Consider the following 21,050-nt stretch of genomic DNA (forward strand, 5'->3'; position numbering starts at 1 on the left):
CAAGGTGTAACAAGGGTTACACCTTTATTATTTTTACTCTTCTGAATCTAAGATTTCATCTTTATTGATATCGGCTGGTGGATTATCCGCCAACCAGTTCGCTAAACGTGCATAATCTGCGATAGCCAAATTTTCTGCACGTGCATTTAAATCAATACCAAGTGCGGTCAGATTTTCAGGTGAAAATAGCGTTGAGAGCGCATTGCGTAATGTTTTACGACGTTGATTAAACGCTTGGGAGCAAACACGGTTCAACCAATATAAATCTTTTACAGGGTGCGGCAATTCCTTATGCGGAATTAAACGCACAACGGCTGAATCTACTTTCGGTGCAGGTTTAAATGCAGAAGGCGGTACTTCAAGCACAGGCATCACTTGGCAGAAATATTGCGCCATAATCGTTAAACGACCATAAGCTTTGCTATTTGGTGCGGCACATAGGCGTTTTACCACTTCTTTTTGCAGCATAAAGTGCATATCTTGAATCACATCATGATATTTAAACAAGTGGAACATCAATGGCGTAGAAATGTTGTAAGGTAAGTTACCAAACACACGTAATTTTTGCTCTTTTTCTGCTAAATTTTCTTTTGTGTAAAGCGCACCAAAATCAAATTGCATCGCATCCGTTTCAATAACAGTGAGTTTTTGATGTAAAAATGGATGGTGACGTAAACGTTCTGCAAGGTCTCGGTCAAGCTCTACCACAGTCAGATGATCGACTAGTTCACCAACTGGCTCTGTTAATGCGCCAAGCCCTGGGCCAATTTCCACTAAGAATTGATTAGGTTGTGGGTAAATCGCCGCCACGATACCTTGAATGACAGAAGTATCATGTAAAAAGTTTTGACCAAAGCGTTTACGCGCCGTATGACCTAAGTGTTTTTTTGAATTCATAAGTACTATTTAATAAGAAAAGTGCGGTTATTATAGGGGTTGTTTTAGCTTTGTAAATCATTGTTAGGTTATGCCAAATTGAGTTTTTCATGAACAATATTATTTTTTCTTTCGTAGAAAGCTAAAAACGGCTATAATCCGCCCGTTTTTCTTAACTTTTCCGCCTAAAGTGCGGATAAAAAATCGATTATTTTTAGAGGATACAATGGCGAAAGAAGATTGCATTGAGATGCAAGGCACAATTTTAGAGACTTTACCGAATACTATGTTCCGCGTGGAGTTGGAAAACGGTCACGTGGTTACTGCGCATATTTCAGGAAAAATGCGTAAAAACTATATCCGTATTTTGACTGGGGATAAAGTGACTGTAGAAATGACCCCTTATGATTTAAGTAAAGGTCGTATTATTTTCCGTAGTCGTTAATTACAGAAGATTTGAGATAGGCCGATATTGTTATAATATCGGTCTTCTTTTTTTGCTCAAAAAGAACTCAAATTGGTTGCGGAACGTAAAAAAATCAGTATAATCCGCAACCCTTAGCCACATTGAATTTTTCGTTCCTTGCCTTTGCAGATTGGTGGCTGATCTACGTCAAAGGCTGATTAACCCGTAAGGAGCAGTAATGCGTCACTACGAAATCGTGTTTATGGTTCATCCGGACCAAAGCGAGCAAGTACCAGGTATGATCGAACGTTACACCGGTTCTGTAAAAGAAGCTGGTGGTCAAGTTCATCGCCTAGAAGATTGGGGTCGTCGCCAATTAGCGTACCCAATTAATAAATTACACAAAGCACATTATGTGCTTATGAATGTAGAAGCGCCTCAACAAGTCATCGACGAGCTAGAAACGACTTTCCGTTATAACGATGCTGTATTACGCAGTCTTGTTATCCATACTAAGCACGCCGTAACAGAAGCGTCCCCAATGAAAGCGGCTAAAGAAGAACGTAAACCTTTAGCTGAAGTTGAAAACAACGATTTTGAGGATGCTGAAGAGTAATTTGAAAATTGATAATCGTTTTTCGGTTATGGGAGTCGTTTCTCAGTTACCAAAGCGATTAAAAAGCCCTAGTGGAATTGAGCATTGCAAGTTTTTGTTAGAACATCGTTCTGATCAGATTGAAAGTGGTTTCACTCGTCAAGCGTGGTTAAAAATGCCAGTTCAAATTAGTGGTAATCAATTGATAGAAAAAACTCAAAGCATTACGGTCGGTAGTAAAATTTTGGTGGTGGGATTTATTACATCACATAAAACCCAAAGTGGGTTATGCCAATTAGTTTTACATGCCGAGCAAATCGAATTTATAGATTAGGAGACTAGCCAAATGGCACGTTATTTCCGTCGTCGTAAGTTCTGCCGTTTCACAGCGGAAAATGTTGTTGAAATCGATTACAAAGATATCGCTACATTAAAGAACTATATTTCAGAAAGCGGCAAAATTGTACCTAGCCGTATTACCGGTACTCGTGCGAAGTACCAACGTCAATTAGCTCGTGCAATCAAACGCGCTCGCTATTTAGCGTTACTTCCATACACTGACAATCATCAGTAATTAAGGAGACACGGTAATGCAAGTAATTCTTTTAGATAAAATTGTTCACTTAGGTCAAGTGGGCGATCAAGTAAATGTTAAATCAGGTTTTGCACGTAACTTCTTAATCCCACAAGGTAAAGCAGTTATGGCAACTAAAGCTAACATTGAACACTTTGAAGCACGTCGTGCAGAATTAGAAGCGACAGCGGCAGCAAATCTTGCAGCAGCTCAAGCTCGTGCAGCAGAAGTTACTGCATTAGGTTCTGTGACTATCGCATCTAAAGCAGGTGATGAAGGTCGTTTATTCGGCGCAATCACTACTCGTGATGTGGCAGAGGCAGTAACTGCAGCAGGCGTTAAAATTGCGAAAAGTGAAGTTCGTTTACCAAACGGTCCAATCCGTACTCTTGGTGACCACGATGTTCGTTTCCAACTTCACGGTGAAGTATTTGCAACATTAGATGTAATCGTTGTTGCAGAATAATTTATCCAATAGATAAAATAAAACCCAGTTTAAAAACTGGGTTTTTTTATTTTTATCATATATAAATTTAGAATAGGGTAATAAAAAATATCCCCTATTTTAGTAGATTTGAGCCCTAAGTCATATAGAGCTCAAATTTTCTGTTGGGATAGATTTTTTACTCGTATAAGCGAATTACATCATTCCGCCCATTCCACCCATACCGCCCATTCCAGCAGCACCTAAATCGGCTTTATCATCTTTTGGAAGATCAGTTACCATACATTCAGTGGTAATCATTAAGCCTGCTACGGATGCCGCGAATTGTAATGCAGAGCGAGTTACTTTAGTTGGATCTAAGATACCCATTTCGATCATATCGCCGTATTGTTCTGTACCTGCGTTATAACCAAAGTTTCCTTCTCCATTTTTAACCGCACTTGCCACAACAGATGCTTCTTCGCCTGAGTTAGTGACGATTTGACGTAAAGGTGCTTCCATCGCACGTAATGCAAGTTTGATACCCACATTTTGTTCTTCGTTGTCACCTTTTAGGCTTGCTGCAACTTTCGCTGCTGCGCGAACTAATGCAACGCCACCACCGGCAACGATACCTTCTTCAACCGCAGCACGAGTTGCATGTAATGCGTCATCTACACGGTCTTTTTTCTCTTTCATTTCAACTTCAGTTGCTGCGCCCACTTTGATTACAGCCACGCCGCCAGCTAATTTAGCAACGCGTTCTTGGAGTTTTTCTTTGTCGTAGTCAGAAGTTGATTCTTCGATTTGCTGACGAATTTGAGCCACACGACCTTTGATTTGTGCTTCATCGCCGATACCATCAATAATGGTTGTGTTATCTTTATTGATAACAACGCGTTTTGCTTGACCTAGATCTTCCAATGTTGCTTTTTCAAGCTCCATACCAATTTCTTCAGAAATCACAGTACCCGCTGTTAAAATTGCAATATCTTGTAACATCGCTTTACGACGATCACCAAAACCTGGTGCTTTCACTGCTGCAACTTTCACGATACCGCGCATAGTGTTTACTACTAAGGTTGCAAGCGCTTCGCCTTCCACATCTTCAGCGATGATTAATAACGGTTTACCTGCTTTCGCTACACCTTCTAACACAGGAAGTAATTCACGAATGTTAGAGATTTTTTTATCTACAAGAAGAAGATATGGATTATCTAATTCAACCGTTGCAGTTTCTGGTTTGTTGATGAAATATGGAGAAAGGTAACCACGGTCGAATTGCATGCCTTCAACCACATCTAATTCATCTTCAAGACCCGTACCATCTTCAACAGTAATTACCCCTTCCTTGCCCACTTTTTCCATCGCTTGTGAGATTAATTGACCCACAATGCTGTCAGAGTTTGCAGAAATGGTACCTACTTGTTCAATTTCTTTTGCTGTTTCACAAGGTTTAGATAAATTTTTAAGTTCAGAAACAACCGCACTTACTGCTTTATCAATACCACGTTTTAAATCCATTGGATTCATACCTGCAGCTACTGCTTTCAAGCCTTCATTTACGATAGCTTGCGCAAGTACAGTTGCAGTAGTTGTACCGTCACCTGCAGCATCATTTGCTTTAGATGCCACTTCTTTCACCATTTGTGCCCCCATGTTTTCGAATTTATCTTCTAATTCGATTTCACGAGCAACAGACACACCATCTTTAGTGATAGTTGGTGCGCCAAATGATTTATCTAAAATTACATTACGACCTTTCGGGCCAAGGGTTACTTTTACTGCATCCGCTAATACATTCACGCCTTTAAGCATTTTTACGCGTGCATCGTTACCAAATTTTACGTCTTTTGCTGCCATTTTCTTTTTTCCTTAATTTAAATTATTCCACAATCGCCAAAATATCGTTTTCAGAAATGATTAACACTTCTTCACCATCAATTTTTTCTGCTTTCACGCCGTAACCGTCGTTGAAAATTACGGTATCGCCAACTTTAACATCTAAAGGTTGAACGGTGCCATTTTCTAAAATACGACCTTTACCCACAGCTAATACTTTCGCGCGGGTTGATTTAGTCGCTGCTGAACCGGTTAATACGATACCGCCAGCTGAACGGGTTTCGACTTCTTCACGTTTAATAATTACACGATCGTGTAAAGGACGAATATTCATGATTAATTTCCTTCTTAAGAATTTGTAAGTGCGGTTTCTATATAAGGAGGATTTTTTTTCTTTCAAGGGGCTTACAAAAAATTCTGACAAAATATTTTTCCTATTTTAGATTTTTTACGTAAAATTCGCTGACTTTCGTATAATAAATTAAGGAATGAAAATATGCACTTAACTTCCAGAGAACAAGAAAAACTGATGCTTTTCCTCGCGGGCGAACTTGCGGCAAAACGCAAAGCACGCGGCGTTAAATTAAATTATCCAGAAACCATTGCTTATATTGCGAGCCATTTACAAGAGGCTGCAAGAGACGGAATGAGTGTAGCGGAAGTGATGCAATATGGCGCAACACTTTTAACTGTTGATGATGTCATGGAAGGTGTGGCAGAAATGGTTCATGAAGTCCAGATTGAAGCTACTTTCCCCGATGGCACGAAACTTGTTACCGTGCATAATCCAATCAGATAACCGTAGGGTGGGCTTTAGCCCACCAAAATAAAAATATCAATGGTGGGCTAAAGCCCACCCTACAAGGAACAAAGATATGATCCCAGGCGAATACCAATTAGCCGAAGGCGATATTCTCGCTAATGTCGGCAGAAAAACCGTAAAAATCGAAGTAACAAATTCAGGCGACCGCCCAATTCAAGTTGGCTCGCATTACCATTTTTTTGAAACCAATAATGCCCTTAAATTTGACCGCACTTTGGCGCGTGGAATGCACTTAAATGTGCCATCAGGCAATGCGGTGCGTTTTGAACCAGGTGAAGTGAAATCAGTAGAATTAGTTGCTTTTGGTGGTAACCAAATCATTTATGGTTTCCATAATCAAATTGATGGCAAATTATAAGGTAGGGCAGAATGGCATTAACAATTTCAAGAGCACAATATGTAGCAACTTATGGCCCAACCGTTGGCGATAAAGTCCGTTTAGGCGATACCAATTTATGGGCAACCATTGAACAAGATTTATTGACCAAAGGTGATGAGTGTAAATTTGGTGGCGGTAAAAGCGTGCGTGATGGTATGGCTCAAAGCGGTACGGCAACTCGCGACAATCCGAATGTATTGGATTTTGTGATTACCAACGTGATGATCATTGATGCTAAATTAGGCATTATCAAAGCAGATATTGGTATTCGTGATGGGCGTATTGTGGGCATTGGACAAGCAGGTAACCCTGACACCATGGATAACGTCACGCCAAACATGATTATCGGTGCTAGCACAGAAGTTCATAACGGTGCACATTTAATTGCAACCGCTGGCGGTATTGATACCCACATTCACTTTATTTGTCCGCAACAAGCACAACATGCGATTGAAAGTGGCGTTACCACGTTAATTGGCGGTGGGACTGGCCCTGCTGATGGTACGCACGCAACCACTTGTACCCCTGGCGCATGGTATATGGAACGTATGTTTCAAGCGGCAGAAGCCTTGCCTGTAAACGTCGGATTTTTTGGTAAAGGCAACTGTTCAACCCTAGATCCTCTGCGTGAGCAAATTGAAGCGGGTGCATTAGGTTTAAAAATCCACGAAGACTGGGGTGCAACGCCTGCCGTGATTGATTCTGCCTTAAAAGTAGCAGATGAAATGGATATTCAAGTGGCCATTCACACAGACACGCTAAATGAAAGTGGCTTTTTGGAAGACACGATGAAAGCGATTGATGGACGTGTCATTCATACTTTCCATACGGAGGGCGCAGGTGGTGGTCATGCACCTGACATCATTAAAGCAGCGATGTATTCAAACGTATTACCTGCTTCAACCAACCCGACTCGTCCGTTTACCAAAAACACCATTGATGAACATTTGGATATGTTGATGGTTTGCCATCACTTAGATAAACGCGTGCCGGAAGACGTAGCTTTTGCCGATAGCCGTATCCGCCCTGAAACCATTGCAGCAGAAGATATTTTGCATGATATGGGCGTCTTCTCCATTATGAGTTCAGACTCTCAAGCAATGGGACGTATTGGAGAAGTCGTTATTCGTACATGGCAAACTGCAGATAAGATGAAAATGCAACGTGGTGAGCTAGGTAATGAAGGAAACGATAACTTCCGTATTAAACGCTACATTGCGAAATATACTATCAACCCAGCAATTGCACATGGTATTGCGGAGCATATTGGCTCGTTAGAAGTGGGTAAAATCGCAGATATCGTGTTATGGAAACCGATGTTCTTTGGGGTAAAACCTGAAGTCGTCATTAAAAAAGGTTTTATTAGCTACGCCAAAATGGGCGACCCAAATGCCTCAATTCCAACGCCACAACCTGTATTCTACCGTCCAATGTACGGTGCACAAGGCTTAGCAACGGCACAAACAGCGGTATTTTTTGTTTCACAAGCCGCTGAAAAAGCCGATATTCGTGAAAAATTCGGTTTACACAAAGAAACCATTGCTGTGAAAGGCTGCCGCAACGTAGGTAAAAAAGATCTGGTTCATAATGATGTAACACCAAACATTACTGTTGATGCTGAACGTTATGAAGTTCGAGTGGATGGAGAGTTAATTACCTGTGAACCAGTGGATAGCGTACCATTGGGTCAGCGATATTTCCTATTCTAAAGGACTGTTTTCATAGACGAATTAGTGTAAAAAGGCGTGTACGATACGCCTCTTACTTGATAAATAAGAAATCATTGTAGCTGTAGTTTTTCTTTCGAAGAGAAGAAAGTGGATTTATAGAGGAAAGATGAAAATAATTAACCCAATTCTCCCTATTATAGAAAATATCTTGGGAAATTTAACCGCACTTCAAGCAGAGGGCAAAATTACCACACAGCCCATTGAACGCGTGGCATTGCAGTGGTATGAAAGCGAACGCAATATTTTGCGTAAAACTACAAATACGGGGCGTGAAGTAGCATTTCGCTTGCTAAAAGAGGGGCAACGCTTGAAACACGATGATGTAGTGTTTATCAGCGATGAATTAGTGATTGCGATTGAAATTTTACCGAGTGACGTGATTGTGCTGTCGCCGAAAACCTTGCCTGAAATGGCTCGAGCTTGTTATGAAATCGGCAACAAACATTCGCCGCTTTTTTTAGATGGCGATGAAGTAACATTACCTTACGATAAGCCGATGTTTGAATGGCTGCAAGCTGCGGGATTTCATCCGCAAAAAGCAGAACGCCGTTTAAGCCAAGCGTTAAGAGCAAATTCTGCACAAGGGCATGGACATTCTCATAGCCATTCGCATGATCATCATGGCTATCATCATCACGGAGATGGACATTGGCACAAACATTAAACCGCTCTTTAACGGATTTAGGTGCGTTGTTGCACTTGGTCGATCCCACCTTGCCGATTGGTGGATTTAACCATTCCAATGGCTTGGAAACCTTCGTCCAGCAACGTGTGGTAGAAAGCAAAGCGACCCTAGAAGAATATGTGCAAACCCAGCTTTTACAAAACTGGATTTACAACGACGGGGCGTATCTTTCTCTTGCCTTCGATGCAATGTGTGAGGGGAATTTTGACCGCTTGTGCGAACTGGATTGGCAACTTTCCGCCACCAAAGTGGCACGCGAAAGTCGTGAAGGGAGTTTCAAACTCGGCGTACGATTGTTGAAAATTTTTATTCGCTATGAAACACATACGTTGCTCACAGCTTACCAGCAAGCGATTGCAGAAAAACGCGTGCAGGGCTATTTCCCGATAGTGTTTGCAATGGTTGCTCAAGCCATGGGTTTAAGCAAAGCCGATACGCTCTATGCGTTCTACTACAACGCAGCAGTCGGTGCGATCACTAACGGCGTGAAGCTAATTCCTCTCAGCCAAATGGATGGGCAAGATATTCTGTTTGACTTGCGTGGCTCGCTCGTACAAGCGGTGGAATTAAGCTTTGACCCTGACGAAGAATGGCTTGGTGCGGCAACGCTGGCGAATGATATTCGGGCTATGCAACACGAAGTGCTTTATACGCGACTTTATATGTCGTAAGTGCGGTTATTTTTTATTGAGATTTTACTTGTAGGGGCAAATCACATTTGCCCTTGAACATTCGTTGATATATAGGGGCAAATGTAACTTGCCCCTACACCCATGAGCAACACAGTTGCTACGATGATAAACAAAAGGAACATTATGCGTAACTACATTAAAATTGGCGTAGCAGGTCCTGTTGGCGCAGGCAAAACCGCGTTAATTGAAAAACTCACTCGTGAAATAGCGTCAAAATATAGCGTAGCAGTCATTACTAACGATATTTACACCCAAGAAGATGCGGAATTTTTAACGAAAAATAGTTTGCTTCCACCAGAGCGAATTATGGGCGTGGAAACGGGCGGTTGCCCGCACACAGCAATTCGTGAAGATGCCTCGATGAATTTAGAAGCCGTGGACGAAATGGTGACTCGTTTCCCTGATGTGGAAATCGTGTTCATTGAATCAGGTGGCGATAACCTTTCAGCGACTTTTAGCCCTGATTTGGCAGACGTGACAATTTTCGTGATTGACGTGGCTCAAGGGGAAAAAATCCCTCGTAAAGGTGGGCCGGGTATCACTCGTTCAGATTTACTTGTGATCAACAAAACTGATCTTGCTCCATTCGTTGGTGTTGACTTAAGCGTCATGGAACGTGATGCTCGTCGTATGCGTAACGGTCAGCCGTTTATTTTCACTAACCTGATGAAAAAAGAAAATCTGGATGGCGTGATCGGTTGGATCGAAAAATATGCGTTGTTGAAGAATGTGGAAGAACCTGCATCTTTGGTTCGTTAATCGTAGGGGCAAATTACATTTGCCCAATTATTGGTGAAATATCGGGGCTAATGTAATTAGCCCCTACAAAATCTATGAACAGCAAATTATCCCTTTCCACCAAACTTTCCTCCAGCGGTAAAACCCAGCTTGCTGAATACTTTGCGACGCCACCGTTTAAAGTGATAACGTTGCCAAGTTACGATGATGCGTGGGCGAATGGCTTGAATGCGATGCAGATGTCCTCCTCCCCTGGGGTGCTGGCGGGCGATCTGTTAGAGATTGATATTTCGTTGGCAAAATTGACCGCACTTTCTTTAAATACGCAGGCATTTACTCGGGTGCAGGCGATGAATGAAGGCGACAGTGCGATGCAAACAACCCATATTTTGCTTGCGGAAAACAGTCGTTTATTCTATTTGCCGCATCCGTTGGTGTTACATAAAGATTCCGTTTTTAAGCAGCAAACCCAGATTGAAATGGGCGAACAAAGCGAGCTGATTTACGGTGAAATCGTGGCGATTGGGCGGGTGTTGAATGATGAACGTTTTGCCTTCCGCCAGTTTTCTTCCCATTTGAAGATTTATACTTTGAAAGACGATGGCAAAAAACGACCGCTTGTCAGTGATTGTATCCAGTGGCTGCCGTCTAAAATGAATCTTACCGCTTTGAGTCAGATGGAAAATTATTCCCATCAAGGTTCGCTGACTTATCTAAATTTGGCGAAAAATAATGCGGAAATCAAACAACAGGTGCAAGCCTTGCAGCAACAAAGTACGGAAGAAAAAGATCTACTGATAGGCATATCACAACTCAATGAATATGGTTTAATGGTGCGGGTACTCGGGTGTCGTGCAGAGCAAATTCAGAAATTATTTGAGAAAATTGGTAGGCTATTGAAATCTGTGTAAGATTGATAGATAGAACATTTTTCCCTAAAAAAACTAATCCGAAAAATGAAAATATGTCTTGAGAGCATTTTTTGAAAATGTGATCTTCATCAAGTTTTTTCTTCTTGAAATTTCTATAATGACGATAAATTAACTAACCCAAAAAGGTGATTAAAATGACTCAATTTAGAAAAGAAGTAGATTTACTTGGCGAACGTGATGTGCCTGCAGAAGCATACTGGGGGATTCATACATTAAGAGCGGTAGAAAATTTCAATATTTCTAACGTAACCATTTCTGACGTGCCTGAGTTTGTACGTGGTATGGTAATGGTAAAAAAAGCAACGGCTTTAGCCAATGGCGAATTAGGTGCAATTCCAAGTGATATTGCAAAAGCGATTGTAGCAGCTTGTGATGAAATCCTTACCACTGGAAAATGCTTAGATCAATTCCCATCAGATGTATATCAAGGTGGTGCAGGTACGTCTGTCAATATGAATACTAATGAAGTGGTTGCTAATCTTGCCCTTGAAAAAATTGGTCATAAAAAAGGCGAATATAACGTGATTAATCCGATGGATCACGTTAATGCAAGCCAATCAACCAACGATGCGTATCCTACTGGTTTCCGTATTGCAGTGTATAACAGCATCTTAAAATTGATCGATAAAATTCAATATTTACACGACGGTTTTGATAATAAAGCAAAAGAGTTTGCAAATATCTTAAAAATGGGTCGTACCCAATTGCAAGATGCGGTGCCAATGACTGTTGGTCAAGAATTCAAAGCTTTCTCCGTATTACTTGAAGAAGAAGTGCGTAACTTAAAACGTACAGCAGGTTTATTACTTGAAGTAAACCTTGGTGCGACTGCAATCGGTACTGGTTTAAATACGCCACAAGGCTATACAGAATTAGTTGTAAAACACCTTGCTGAAGTGACTGGATTAGCTTGTGTACCAGCAGAAAACTTAATTGAAGCAACATCTGACTGTGGTGCTTATGTCATGGTTCACGGTGCATTAAAACGTACTGCAGTGAAACTTTCTAAAGTATGTAATGACTTGCGTTTACTTTCTTCTGGCCCACGTGCAGGTTTAAAAGAAATTAATCTTCCTGAATTACAAGCGGGTTCTTCTATTATGCCAGCAAAAGTAAACCCAGTTGTTCCAGAAGTGGTGAACCAAGTATGCTTTAAAGTAATTGGTAACGATACCACTGTGACCTTCGCATCTGAAGCAGGTCAATTACAATTAAACGTAATGGAACCCGTGATTGGTCAAGCAATGTTCGAATCTATCGACATCTTAACCAATGCTTGTGTGAACTTACGTGATAAATGTGTGGATGGCATCACTGTAAACAAAGAAATTTGTGAAAACTACGTGTTTAATTCAATCGGTATCGTGACTTACTTGAACCCATTTATTGGTCACCACAACGGCGACTTAGTGGGTAAAATCTGTGCGCAAACAGGCAAAGGCGTACGTGAAGTTGTGTTAGAAAAAGGTTTATTAACAGAAGAGCAATTGGATGACATTCTTTCTGTAGAAAACTTAATGAATCCAACTTACAAAGCGAAATTAAATAAATAATTTACGCCAAATATCAAAAAAATTTACCGCACTTTAATCTGTGCCTTAAAGCTGAATAAATAAACCAGCTAATTGGGGCGCAGATTTTTTTATGATTAAAATGTTTTAAATAACCAATATTTGTTGCCATTGTTAAATGTTAATGGCTTATCTAACTAAAATAGTTGAAATTTGAATGCATATTAATGCGGTGCTTTAAGTAAAAGTAAAAGGACTAAATTCTGCGGATTATAGAATTTAGTCCTTAAACAAATGTATCTGATTTTTTAAGATTAGATCGATTTTTCTCTTTTATGTTTCTCTCTATTCATCTAAAAAACTTCTCAGTGTTTCAGAACGGCTAGGATGACGTAATTTACGTAATGCTTTTGCTTCAATTTGACGAATACGTTCGCGTGTTACATCGAATTGTTTACCCACTTCTTCAAGTGTATGGTCGGTATTCATATCAATGCCAAAACGCATACGTAATACTTTTGCTTCACGTGGCGTCAAGCCTTCTAGCACTTCGTGAGTTGCAACTTTTAAACTTTGTGCTGTGGCAGAATCAAGAGGAAGTTCTAAGGTTGAATCTTCAATAAAATCCCCTAAATGCGAATCATCGTCATCGCCAATAGGTGTTTCCATAGAAATCGGCTCTTTTGCAATTTTCAGTACTTTACGGATTTTATCTTCTGGCATTCCCATACGTTCTGCCAATTCTTCTGGTGTTGCTTCCCGTCCCATTTCTTGTAACAACTGGCGAGAAATACGATTAAGTTTATTGATTGTTTCAATCATATGCACAGGAATACGGATTGTACGCGCTTGATCCGCAATAGAGCGAGTGATTGCTTGACGAATCCACCAAGTAGCATATGTAGAGAATTTGTAGCCACGTCGATATTCAAATTTATCTACCGCTTTCATTAAACCGATATTCCCTTCTTGAATTAAATCTAAGAATTGTAAACCTCGATTTGTGTATTTTTTCGCGATGGAAATTACTAAACGCAAGTTAGCTTCAACCATTTCTTTTTTAGCTCGACGTGCTTTTTGTTCGCCTCGTGCGACTGCATCGCAGATGTCACGCATTTGAGTAATGGTAAGTTTAGTATTTTCTTCTGTTATCGCTAGATTGTTTAAGGCTTCATAAATACGATCTTCATATTTAATTAAACGTTTAGCCCAAGGTTTGCTAGATTTTAATGCTTTTGCTACCCATTCACTGTTACTGCCATTAGTGGTAATAATTTTTTCAAAATCATCCTTTGGCATTCCTGCTATATCCACTAATATTTTTTGTAGCTGACGTTCTTGGTAGCGCACACGTTTCATCATTTCTTTCATTGATAGAACGAGTAAATCAAATTGTTTTGGTACTAAACGGAATTGTTTAAAAATTTCGCCAAGTAGTGCAATTTGATCTTGGGCACGTTTTCCAGAGCGACCGTGTTTTTCAATAACAGCAAGGGTTTTAGAGTGCTGTTCTCTTAATTGCTGAAATTTTTCGCGAGCAACTTCAGGATCAATACTGTTATCAGAGTCGCTTGAATCTGATGTAGATTCTGATTCATTGTCTTCTTCATCTTCATTGTCTTCCACATCTGCATTACTAGATTCTTCTTCATCATCTTCGTCAGAAAAGTCTTCATCAAGTCCGTTGTGTTCTTCTATTTCGGCATTTGGATCAACAAAACCCGTAATTAAATCGGTCAAACGGAAATTACCTTTTTCTACATCATCATAATTTTTTAGTAATCCATTTAATGCTTCAGGATAGGCTGCGATAGAGGTTTGAACTTCATCAATCCCTCCTTCAATACGTTTTGCAATGCTAATTTCATCTTCACGAGTAAGAAGATCCACCGTTCCCATTTCGCGCATATACATGCGTACGGGATCCGTTGTTCGACCGATTTCAGATTCTACATTTGAAAGAATTTGAGTTGCTTCTTCCACTGCATCTTCATCAGGGATGGTATCACTCAACATCATATCATCGCTTTCTGGTGCTTCATCTAATACAGGGATACCTGCATCATTTTGCAATGTTTGTAGCAATTTGTCGTAATATTCTGGATCAATAGCATCTTCGGGCAATAAGTCATTGATTTCAGCAAAAGTTAAATACCCTTGTGTACGACCTAGCTCCATCAATTGCTCAATTTGTTCTGAATATTGTTCAGCCGTAGATTGTTGATTTTTTTCCATTTTTATACTCATTTTGCTTGATGTGATTGAGAAGATAAGATTTTTTATGAACTTGAGATTCTACCATTGTTATAGCGGATTCACTAACTGTTTTTTCTGCTGTTCTTTACCAGCTAAAAGATGTACAAGTACCGTTTTTTCTTCATTAGTGAGACCCTCTGTTCGTTCTTTAGCAATAAGCATTTCAATATCGCGCTCAATAGCTTGAATATTTAAGCGACGGTAATTTTGAGAAAATGCGTTGATTATGTCGGATTCGTCTAATAAATGATCCCAAGTTGCCAGTATTTCAAGGGGATTACTGTAAGATGTATTGCGGAAGTATTCCAAAATTTGCCCCGTAGTAATGCCCTCTCGTTGGCGACAAAGTGCGGTCAATTTTTCCAGAATTTCAAACCCTGCTTCTGCACGTAATGCTTGCACGCCGCTTTCAGACATACGTTTTACTAACTCAGGATTTTGCAGAAGCAATGAAATGACCATTCGCATTGGTGTCTTCTTGATCTTATTATGAGTGACTTTTTGTTGTGTATTGGCTTGTTCTAATTGTTTGGGAATAAGATTTTCCAGCTGAGTTTGATCAAAAATCCCAAGTTTTTGAGCAAGCATATTGCGTAGCGATAAGCGAAGCATTTCTCCTGGAATTTGGTGAATTAACGGCGCAGCTAGCGCAACTAATTTTCCGCGCCCTTCTTTAGTGGAAAAATCAACCTGAGGACTTAAATGTGCAAACATAAACTCGCTTAAAGATTGCGCACTTTCGATGTATTCTTCAAATTTTTCTTTGCCGTATTGACGAATGTAAGTATCAGGATCTTCTCCATCTGGCAAGAAAATAAATTTGAGTTGTCTGCCATCTTCTAAGTAAGGCAACGCATTTTCTAGTGCTCGCCAAGCAGCATCACGTCCTGCACGGTCACCATCGTAACAACAAACAACCTGTTCGGTCGAACGAAAAATAAGTTGAATTTGTTCTGATGTCGTGGACGTACCTAAAGAAGCGACCGCATAATCCACGCCAAATTGTGCTAATGCCACCACGTCCATATAACCTTCAACAACAAGTAATTGTTTGGGTTCATCGTTGGTTTGTAAGGCTTCATACAAACCATAAAGCTCCTTACCTTTATGATAAGTAATGGTTTCTGGCGAATTCAGATATTTCGGTTTTTCATCTGTTAATACACGCCCACCAAAAGCCACTGTGCGACCACGTTTATCACGAATCGGAAACATGATGCGATTTCGGAATTTATCGTAAATATTGCCACGATCATTTCGAGAAAGCATGCCTAATTCAATGAGTTTTTGTTGTTCTTCACGATTAACACCAAATTTACGCAGTACAGTATCCATTGCATTCGGCACAAACCCAATTTGGAAACGCTCAATAATTTCAGGTGAAAGCCCACGTTGTTGTAAATATTCTTGTGCTTGAGTATTTAATGGTAATTGGTTTTGATAAAACGTGGCAATCTCTTGCATTAATTCATAGAGATTTCGTTTGGTTTGGTAATTAGCTTGAGGTTTTCCGCTGTGATTAGCGCGTTTTTCGTAAGGTATTTCAAGCCCTGCCATTGCTGCAAGTTCTTCAATCGCCTCTATAAATTCAAGTTTGTCATAATCCATTAAAAAGGAAATCGCATTACCATGTGCACCACAACCAAAGCAATGATAAAACTGTTTCTTTTGGCTAACTGTGAAGGATGGTGTTTTTTCGTGATGGAAAGGGCAGCAGGCTTGATAATCGCGGCCAGCTTTTTTTAGTTTTACGCGCGTGTTAATCACATCGACAATATCGGACTTTGTCAGCAAATCATCAATAAAGGGGCGTGGAATAGAACCTTTCATTGTCGAGCCTCCGTGATCGTGGTGTGAAAGTGCGGTCGTTTTTGGCGTAGATTTTTATTGTGCTTAAAGTAACAAAACCGTGAGTCCAAAGGATTCACGGTTTGTCTTAACTCGAGTCAGAAAATACTATAAATTAGTATAAACGGGTATTGCGCGCGTTTTCGCGAGCGTTGCGTTTTGCGTGACGTTTTGCAAGTGTTGCATTTTCACGTTTACGAATTGTAGTTGGTTTTTCGTAAAATTCGCGAGCGCGTACTTCAGCTAAGATTCCCGCTTTTTCGCAAGAGCGTTTGAAACGACGTAAAGCTACGTCAAATGATTCGTTTTCACGTACTTTAATTACAGGCATAAGCCAATCACCTCAATGAGTTTAATTTAATTGCAATTTAAAATTTTATTTTTGCCAAAGCACCTGTGTGTAAATGACAAATTTAATAAAGGACGCAATTCTAATCTATTTTTAGGGAAAAAGTAAAGGATAGAATGCCAATTAACCTTAATATTTGTGGTTTCAACTGGTTAAAACCGCTTAAACAGGGTAAAATCGCGCAACATTTTAGGTAATAAATTAAGAAAATCAATGAAAATCTTAGGCATTGAAACTTCCTGTGATGAAACGGGCGTGGCGATTTATGATGAAGAAAAAGGGTTAATTGCTAATCAACTTTATACTCAAATTGCCCTGCATGCAGATTATGGTGGTGTGGTTCCTGAATTAGCATCACGTGATCATATTCGGAAAACAGCGCCTCTTATTAAAGCGGCATTAGAGGAAGCCAATTTAACCGCAAGCGATATTGATGGTATTGCTTATACTAGTGGCCCTGGGCTTGTCGGCGCATTGCTTGTTGGTGCTACGATTGCACGTTCTTTAGCCTATGCTTGGAATGTGCCAGCGATTGGTGTTCATCATATGGAAGGGCATTTACTTGCGCCAATGCTTGATGAAAATTCACCGCACTTTCCTTTTGTTGCTCTGTTGGTATCGGGTGGCCACACTCAATTAGTGCGTGTCGATGGTGTAGGAAAATATGAAGTGATAGGAGAATCTATTGATGATGCTGCTGGCGAAGCCTTTGATAAAACAGCAAAATTACTTGGATTAGATTATCCAGGCGGCGCGGCACTTTCTCGTTTAGCGGAAAAAGGCACGCCAAATCGCTTTATATTTCCACGTCCAATGACAGATCGTGCAGGCCTTGATTTTAGTTTTTCTGGTTTAAAAACATTTGCCGCAAATACAGTTAATCAAGCAATTAAAAACGAGGGCGAACTGACAGAACAAACTAAATCGGATATTGCTTATGCTTTCCAAGATGCGGTGGTGGATACTCTTGCCATTAAATGTAAGCGCGCATTAAAAGAAACTGGCTATAAACGTTTAGTGATTGCGGGAGGAGTGAGTGCAAATAAAAAACTCCGAGAAACGCTTGCGCACTTAATGCAAAATTTAGGTGGCGAAGTGTTTTATCCTCAACCTCAATTTTGTACAGATAATGGCGCAATGATTGCTTACACAGGTTTTTTACGTTTAAAACAAGGTCAGCATAGCGATCTGGCTATTGATGTTAAACCTCGTTGGGCAATGACGGAATTACCGGCAATTTAGGAGAAAAAATGGCGAAACTCTACTTCTATTACTCCACAATGAACGCTGGAAAATCAACGACGTTGCTACAATCTTCCTATAACTATCGTGAGCGTGATATGAGCACATTAGTTTATACGGCTGCGATTGATGATCGTTTTGGCGTGGGAAAAGTCACATCGCGTATTGGCATTTCGCAAGATGCCTTTTTATTTCGCTCGGAAACCAATTTGTTTGATGAAATCAATGAGCACTTAAAAAAAGAAAAAGTGCATTGCGTGTTGGTGGATGAAGCTCAATTTCTTAGCAAACAACAAGTTTACCAGTTGAGTGATGTTGTTGATAAACTCAAAATCCCTGTGCTTTGTTATGGCTTGCGTACAGATTTCCAAGCGGAACTTTTTGAAGGAAGTAAATATTTACTGGCTTGGGCGGATCAACTCGAAGAATTAAAAACAATTTGTTATTGTGGCCGCAAGGCTAATTTTGTTTTGCGTTTAAATGATCAGGGCGAGGTCATTAAAGAAGGTGCACAAATTCAAATTGGGGGCAATGATTCTTATCTTTCTGTTTGCCGTTTACACTATAAAGAAAAGTGCGGTCAAATTTAAATTAGTTTTTAAACACAACATTATAAGGACAATTTTATGCTAAAAAACAAAACTTTTGGGAGTGCGCTGATTATTGCAGGCACAACCATTGGAGCAGGTATGCTTGCTATGCCGCTTACATCAGCGGGTATGGGCTTTGGTTATACCCTGTTATTGCTCGTTGGCTTGTGGGCTTTGTTGGTTTACAGCGGATTGTTGTTTGTAGAAGTGTATCAAACAGCGGATCAGTTGGATGATGGTGTCGCCACGCTCGCTGAAAAATATTTTGGGGTTCCTGGGCGAATTTTCGCCACGTTGAGTTTGTTAGTTTTACTTTATGCACTTTCAGCCGCTTATATTACTGGTGGTGGATCTTTACTTTCAGGCTTGCCAACGGCTTTTGGAATGGACGCAATCTCACTTAAAACGGCGATTATTATCTTTACTGTTGTATTAGGTTCTTTCGTGGTTGTAGGAACGAAAGGCGTGGATGGTTTAACTCGCGTGTTATTTATTGGTAAGTTAGTCGCTTTTGCTTTTGTACTGTTTATGATGCTTCCCAAAGTGGCAACAGATAATTTAATGGCATTGCCTTTGGATTATGCTTTTGTGGTTTCTGCGGCACCAATATTTTTTACTTCTTTCGGTTTCCACGTTATAATGGCGAGTGTGAATAGCTACTTAGGTGGAAGTGTTGATAAATTTCGTCGTGCCATTTTGATTGGTACTGCGATTCCATTAGCTGCTTACCTTGTATGGCAGTTAGCAACTCATGGTGTATTAAGTCAAAGTGAATTTGTGCATATTTTACAAGCTGACCCAACGCTAAATGGCTTAGTGAATGCAACACGTGAAATTACAGGTTCTCATTTTATGGGAGAGGTTGTACGTGTGTTCTCATCACTTGCTTTAATTACTTCATTCTTAGGCGTAATGCTTGGTGTATTTGAAGGCTTAGGTGATTTATTCAAACGCTATCATTTGCCAAATAATCGCTTTGTATTAACTGTAGCCGCATTTTTACCGCCACTTGTATTTGCATTGTTTTATCCTGAAGGATTTATTACAGCATTAAGTTACGCAGGTTTGTTGTGTGCGTTCTATTGCTTAATTTTACCAATTAGCTTGGCATGGCGTACACGTATTGAAAATCCAACATTGCCATATCGTGTTTCTGGCGGTAATTTCGCTTTGGTGTTTGCGTTATTAATTGGCGTCGTGATTATGCTCATTCCATTTTTAATTCAATGGGGATATTTACCAGTGGTGGCGGGGTAATATTTGATTTTTCCCTAGAGAAAACACTTTTCTTCCTCTGTTTGCAGGGGAGCTGCCGAAGGTTGAGGGGAGATATAGAAAGCCCCCTTCCGTCCTTCGGGCATCTTCCCCCACAAGTAAGGGAAGTTATTTTCTACAATTTATCCGAATGATGAATCATTACAAAGCGTTCCCAAAGCTGTTCTTCGGTTTCTTGATGTTCAGGATCGGGCTTAATACAGTTAGTGATTGGGCAAACTTTTTGGCAGGTTGGGGTGTCGTAATGGCCGACACATTCCGTGCAAAGTATAGGATCGATCACATAAATCTCATCGCCAATGGAAATGGCTTCGTTTGGGCATTCAGGCAAGCACATATCGCAGTTGGTACATTTGCTAGTGATGAATAATGCCATTGTGATCCTTAATAGAAAGTTGAAAGCGGCGAATTATAGCCGACAAAAACTTGATTGACAAAAACTAAACAAAATTTATGAAAAAACTTACTTCCATTCTTTCTCTTATTGTTCTCGTTATATTAGCAATTTGGCAATATTTTACCGATACAACCAAAACTAAACATCAATCATCCTCGCCCGTAATTGAGCAGACGAAGCAAACAAAAGTATCTGAGCCTAAATTTGAACCTAAATTCGAGCCTCAATTTGAGACAAAGCGGACGGATATTGAAAAAAGTGCGGTAAAAAATCCAGATGTTTTTGCAAACTATGATGTGATTATGCGCAATGATCATATTGGGCAAAACGCAAAGGCACCGGTCGATTATTATATGTTGGCATTATCTTGGTCGCCTGGATTTTGTGATATTCAGCGTGAAAAATATGGCGATCAGTTGCCTTATTCCTCTCAATATCAATGTGGAAATAACCGCACTTTTGGTTGGGTTGTACATGGGCTATGGCCACAAAATGCAAATGCTCGCGCTGTTTCAGATCATCCTCGTTTTTGCAAAGGCGATTTACCCGCCTTGCCAAAAGGTTTATTAGCACAATATTTGGCGATTTCTCCGGGCGAGAAATTATTGCAAGGCGAATGGGAAAAACACGGTAGTTGCGCCTTTGATTCTGCCCAGCAATATTTTGCTAAGGAGCAGGAATTATTTAACGCATTAAAATTACCGAATCAAAAATTAAGTAGAGATGAACTTTTTGGTTGGATGAAGCAACATAATCCACAATTAAAAAATGCGTATTTGAGGGCTAGTCGAAATGAATTATTTATTTGTTATGATAAAAAATGGCAGGTAATGAATTGCCAAAGCAAATAAGAATTTCTTTGATCTAAATCGTTACAACCTAGTAC

The 21,050-nt window shown here is 40.1% G+C and carries 24 protein-coding genes; 17 read left to right on the plus strand and 7 right to left on the minus strand.

Annotated elements, in window-relative coordinates; genetic code table 11:
* Positions 1 to 33: 33 nt before the first annotated feature.
* Positions 34 to 897 (minus strand): 16S rRNA (adenine(1518)-N(6)/adenine(1519)-N(6))-dimethyltransferase RsmA, encoded by an 864-nt coding sequence (gene rsmA, locus AT683_RS02325; protein ID WP_044364711.1) that lies wholly within the window; start codon positions 895 to 897, stop codon positions 34 to 36.
* A 205-nt stretch (positions 898 to 1,102) separates the two neighbouring features.
* Here rsmA and infA point away from each other — a divergent pair, with 205 nt between their 5' ends.
* The 5 genes from infA to rplI all read left to right on the plus strand — a co-directional run bounded on the left by infA (position 1,103) and on the right by rplI (position 2,917).
* Entirely contained in the window at positions 1,103 to 1,321 is a 219-nt protein-coding gene (infA, locus tag AT683_RS02330; protein WP_005627617.1) for a translation initiation factor IF-1, read from the plus strand.
* Positions 1,322 to 1,520: 199 nt separating this feature from the next.
* On the plus strand, positions 1,521 to 1,898 hold the full coding sequence (gene rpsF / locus AT683_RS02335; RefSeq protein ID WP_005627620.1) for a 30S ribosomal protein S6: 378 nt from the start codon (positions 1,521 to 1,523) through the stop codon (positions 1,896 to 1,898).
* Positions 1,885 to 2,211 carry a primosomal replication protein N gene (gene priB, locus AT683_RS02340; protein WP_005639404.1) on the plus strand — a complete coding sequence of 109 codons (327 nt, stop codon included), beginning with the start codon at positions 1,885 to 1,887 and terminating at the stop codon, positions 2,209 to 2,211. Before rpsF ends, priB begins: the two co-directional genes overlap by 14 nt.
* A gap of 12 nt (positions 2,212 to 2,223) precedes the next feature.
* Positions 2,224 to 2,451: a 30S ribosomal protein S18 gene (rpsR, locus tag AT683_RS02345; RefSeq protein ID WP_005598105.1), complete on the plus strand. Its 228-nt coding sequence runs from the start codon at positions 2,224 to 2,226 to the stop codon at positions 2,449 to 2,451.
* A gap of 16 nt (positions 2,452 to 2,467) precedes the next feature.
* Entirely contained in the window at positions 2,468 to 2,917 is a 450-nt protein-coding gene (rplI, locus tag AT683_RS02350) for a 50S ribosomal protein L9 (RefSeq protein WP_005669433.1), read from the plus strand.
* Positions 2,918 to 3,091: 174 nt separating this feature from the next.
* Here the strand turns inward: rplI and groL are convergent, their stop codons facing one another.
* Complete coding sequence (gene groL / locus AT683_RS02355; RefSeq protein ID WP_044364717.1) at positions 3,092 to 4,738, minus strand: chaperonin GroEL; 1,647 nt, start codon at positions 4,736 to 4,738, stop codon at positions 3,092 to 3,094.
* 22 nt (positions 4,739 to 4,760) lie between these two features.
* Complete coding sequence (locus AT683_RS02360) at positions 4,761 to 5,051, minus strand: co-chaperone GroES (RefSeq protein ID WP_005717461.1); 291 nt, start codon at positions 5,049 to 5,051, stop codon at positions 4,761 to 4,763.
* A gap of 162 nt (positions 5,052 to 5,213) precedes the next feature.
* Between AT683_RS02360 and ureA the strand changes: the two genes are divergently transcribed.
* The 8 genes from ureA (at position 5,214) to aspA (ending at position 12,249) form a co-directional block, all read left to right on the plus strand.
* Positions 5,214 to 5,516 (plus strand): urease subunit gamma, encoded by a 303-nt coding sequence (gene ureA, locus AT683_RS02365; protein WP_005651922.1) that lies wholly within the window; start codon positions 5,214 to 5,216, stop codon positions 5,514 to 5,516.
* Between the two features lie 76 nt (positions 5,517 to 5,592).
* Positions 5,593 to 5,898, plus strand: coding sequence for an urease subunit beta (gene ureB, locus AT683_RS02370; RefSeq protein ID WP_038440533.1), 306 nt, complete (start codon positions 5,593 to 5,595; stop codon positions 5,896 to 5,898).
* A gap of 11 nt (positions 5,899 to 5,909) precedes the next feature.
* Positions 5,910 to 7,628 carry an urease subunit alpha gene (gene ureC, locus AT683_RS02375; protein WP_005688620.1) on the plus strand — a complete coding sequence of 573 codons (1,719 nt, stop codon included), beginning with the start codon at positions 5,910 to 5,912 and terminating at the stop codon, positions 7,626 to 7,628.
* A gap of 127 nt (positions 7,629 to 7,755) precedes the next feature.
* The gene (gene ureE / locus AT683_RS02380; RefSeq protein WP_005688622.1) at positions 7,756 to 8,313 is read left to right on the plus strand and encodes an urease accessory protein UreE; all 558 of its coding nucleotides are present in this window, start codon (positions 7,756 to 7,758) and stop codon (positions 8,311 to 8,313) included.
* The gene (locus AT683_RS02385; protein ID WP_005688623.1) at positions 8,298 to 9,005 is read left to right on the plus strand and encodes an urease accessory protein UreF; all 708 of its coding nucleotides are present in this window, start codon (positions 8,298 to 8,300) and stop codon (positions 9,003 to 9,005) included. The genes ureE and AT683_RS02385 overlap by 16 nt, the downstream gene beginning before the upstream one ends.
* Before the next feature lie 102 nt (positions 9,006 to 9,107).
* Positions 9,108 to 9,785, plus strand: a complete 678-nt coding sequence (gene ureG, locus AT683_RS02390; RefSeq protein ID WP_011272103.1) for an urease accessory protein UreG — start codon at positions 9,108 to 9,110, stop codon at positions 9,783 to 9,785.
* A gap of 74 nt (positions 9,786 to 9,859) precedes the next feature.
* Positions 9,860 to 10,675, plus strand: a complete 816-nt coding sequence (locus AT683_RS02395) for an urease accessory protein UreD (RefSeq protein WP_005660991.1) — start codon at positions 9,860 to 9,862, stop codon at positions 10,673 to 10,675.
* Between the two features lie 155 nt (positions 10,676 to 10,830).
* Positions 10,831 to 12,249 carry an aspartate ammonia-lyase gene (aspA, locus tag AT683_RS02400; RefSeq protein WP_005687030.1) on the plus strand — a complete coding sequence of 473 codons (1,419 nt, stop codon included), beginning with the start codon at positions 10,831 to 10,833 and terminating at the stop codon, positions 12,247 to 12,249.
* A 303-nt stretch (positions 12,250 to 12,552) separates the two neighbouring features.
* Here aspA and rpoD read toward each other — a convergent pair whose 3' ends face one another.
* The 3 genes from rpoD to rpsU all read right to left on the minus strand — a co-directional run bounded on the left by rpoD (position 12,553) and on the right by rpsU (position 16,642).
* A complete protein-coding gene (gene rpoD, locus AT683_RS02405; protein WP_005666402.1) occupies positions 12,553 to 14,442 on the minus strand; it encodes an RNA polymerase sigma factor RpoD in 1,890 nt (629 codons plus the stop codon).
* A gap of 69 nt (positions 14,443 to 14,511) precedes the next feature.
* Entirely contained in the window at positions 14,512 to 16,293 is a 1,782-nt protein-coding gene (gene dnaG / locus AT683_RS02410; RefSeq protein WP_005660997.1) for a DNA primase, read from the minus strand.
* A 133-nt stretch (positions 16,294 to 16,426) separates the two neighbouring features.
* A complete protein-coding gene (gene rpsU / locus AT683_RS02415) occupies positions 16,427 to 16,642 on the minus strand; it encodes a 30S ribosomal protein S21 (protein ID WP_005627632.1) in 216 nt (71 codons plus the stop codon).
* Positions 16,643 to 16,873: 231 nt separating this feature from the next.
* Between rpsU and tsaD the strand changes: the two genes are divergently transcribed.
* Genes tsaD through AT683_RS02430 form a run of 3 tightly spaced genes read left to right on the plus strand, consistent with a single transcriptional unit; the run spans position 16,874 to position 19,749 of the window.
* Entirely contained in the window at positions 16,874 to 17,902 is a 1,029-nt protein-coding gene (gene tsaD / locus AT683_RS02420) for a tRNA (adenosine(37)-N6)-threonylcarbamoyltransferase complex transferase subunit TsaD (RefSeq protein WP_005651947.1), read from the plus strand.
* An 8-nt stretch (positions 17,903 to 17,910) separates the two neighbouring features.
* On the plus strand, positions 17,911 to 18,492 hold the full coding sequence (locus tag AT683_RS02425) for a thymidine kinase (RefSeq protein ID WP_005651950.1): 582 nt from the start codon (positions 17,911 to 17,913) through the stop codon (positions 18,490 to 18,492).
* Between the two features lie 36 nt (positions 18,493 to 18,528).
* Positions 18,529 to 19,749 (plus strand): aromatic amino acid transport family protein, encoded by a 1,221-nt coding sequence (locus tag AT683_RS02430; protein ID WP_011272100.1) that lies wholly within the window; start codon positions 18,529 to 18,531, stop codon positions 19,747 to 19,749.
* A 133-nt stretch (positions 19,750 to 19,882) separates the two neighbouring features.
* On the opposite strand, the gene AT683_RS02435 is transcribed toward AT683_RS02430, so the two are convergent.
* Positions 19,883 to 20,143, minus strand: coding sequence for a YfhL family 4Fe-4S dicluster ferredoxin (locus AT683_RS02435; RefSeq protein ID WP_005651954.1), 261 nt, complete (start codon positions 20,141 to 20,143; stop codon positions 19,883 to 19,885).
* Positions 20,144 to 20,220: 77 nt separating this feature from the next.
* On the opposite strand from AT683_RS02435, the gene AT683_RS02440 reads away from it, so the two are divergent.
* On the plus strand, positions 20,221 to 21,015 hold the full coding sequence (locus tag AT683_RS02440) for a ribonuclease T2 family protein (protein WP_006995195.1): 795 nt from the start codon (positions 20,221 to 20,223) through the stop codon (positions 21,013 to 21,015).
* The last annotated feature ends 35 nt before the right edge of the window (positions 21,016 to 21,050 follow it).

The organism is Haemophilus influenzae (genome assembly GCF_001457655.1).
Taxonomy (GTDB): Bacteria; Pseudomonadota; Gammaproteobacteria; order Enterobacterales; family Pasteurellaceae; genus Haemophilus; species Haemophilus influenzae.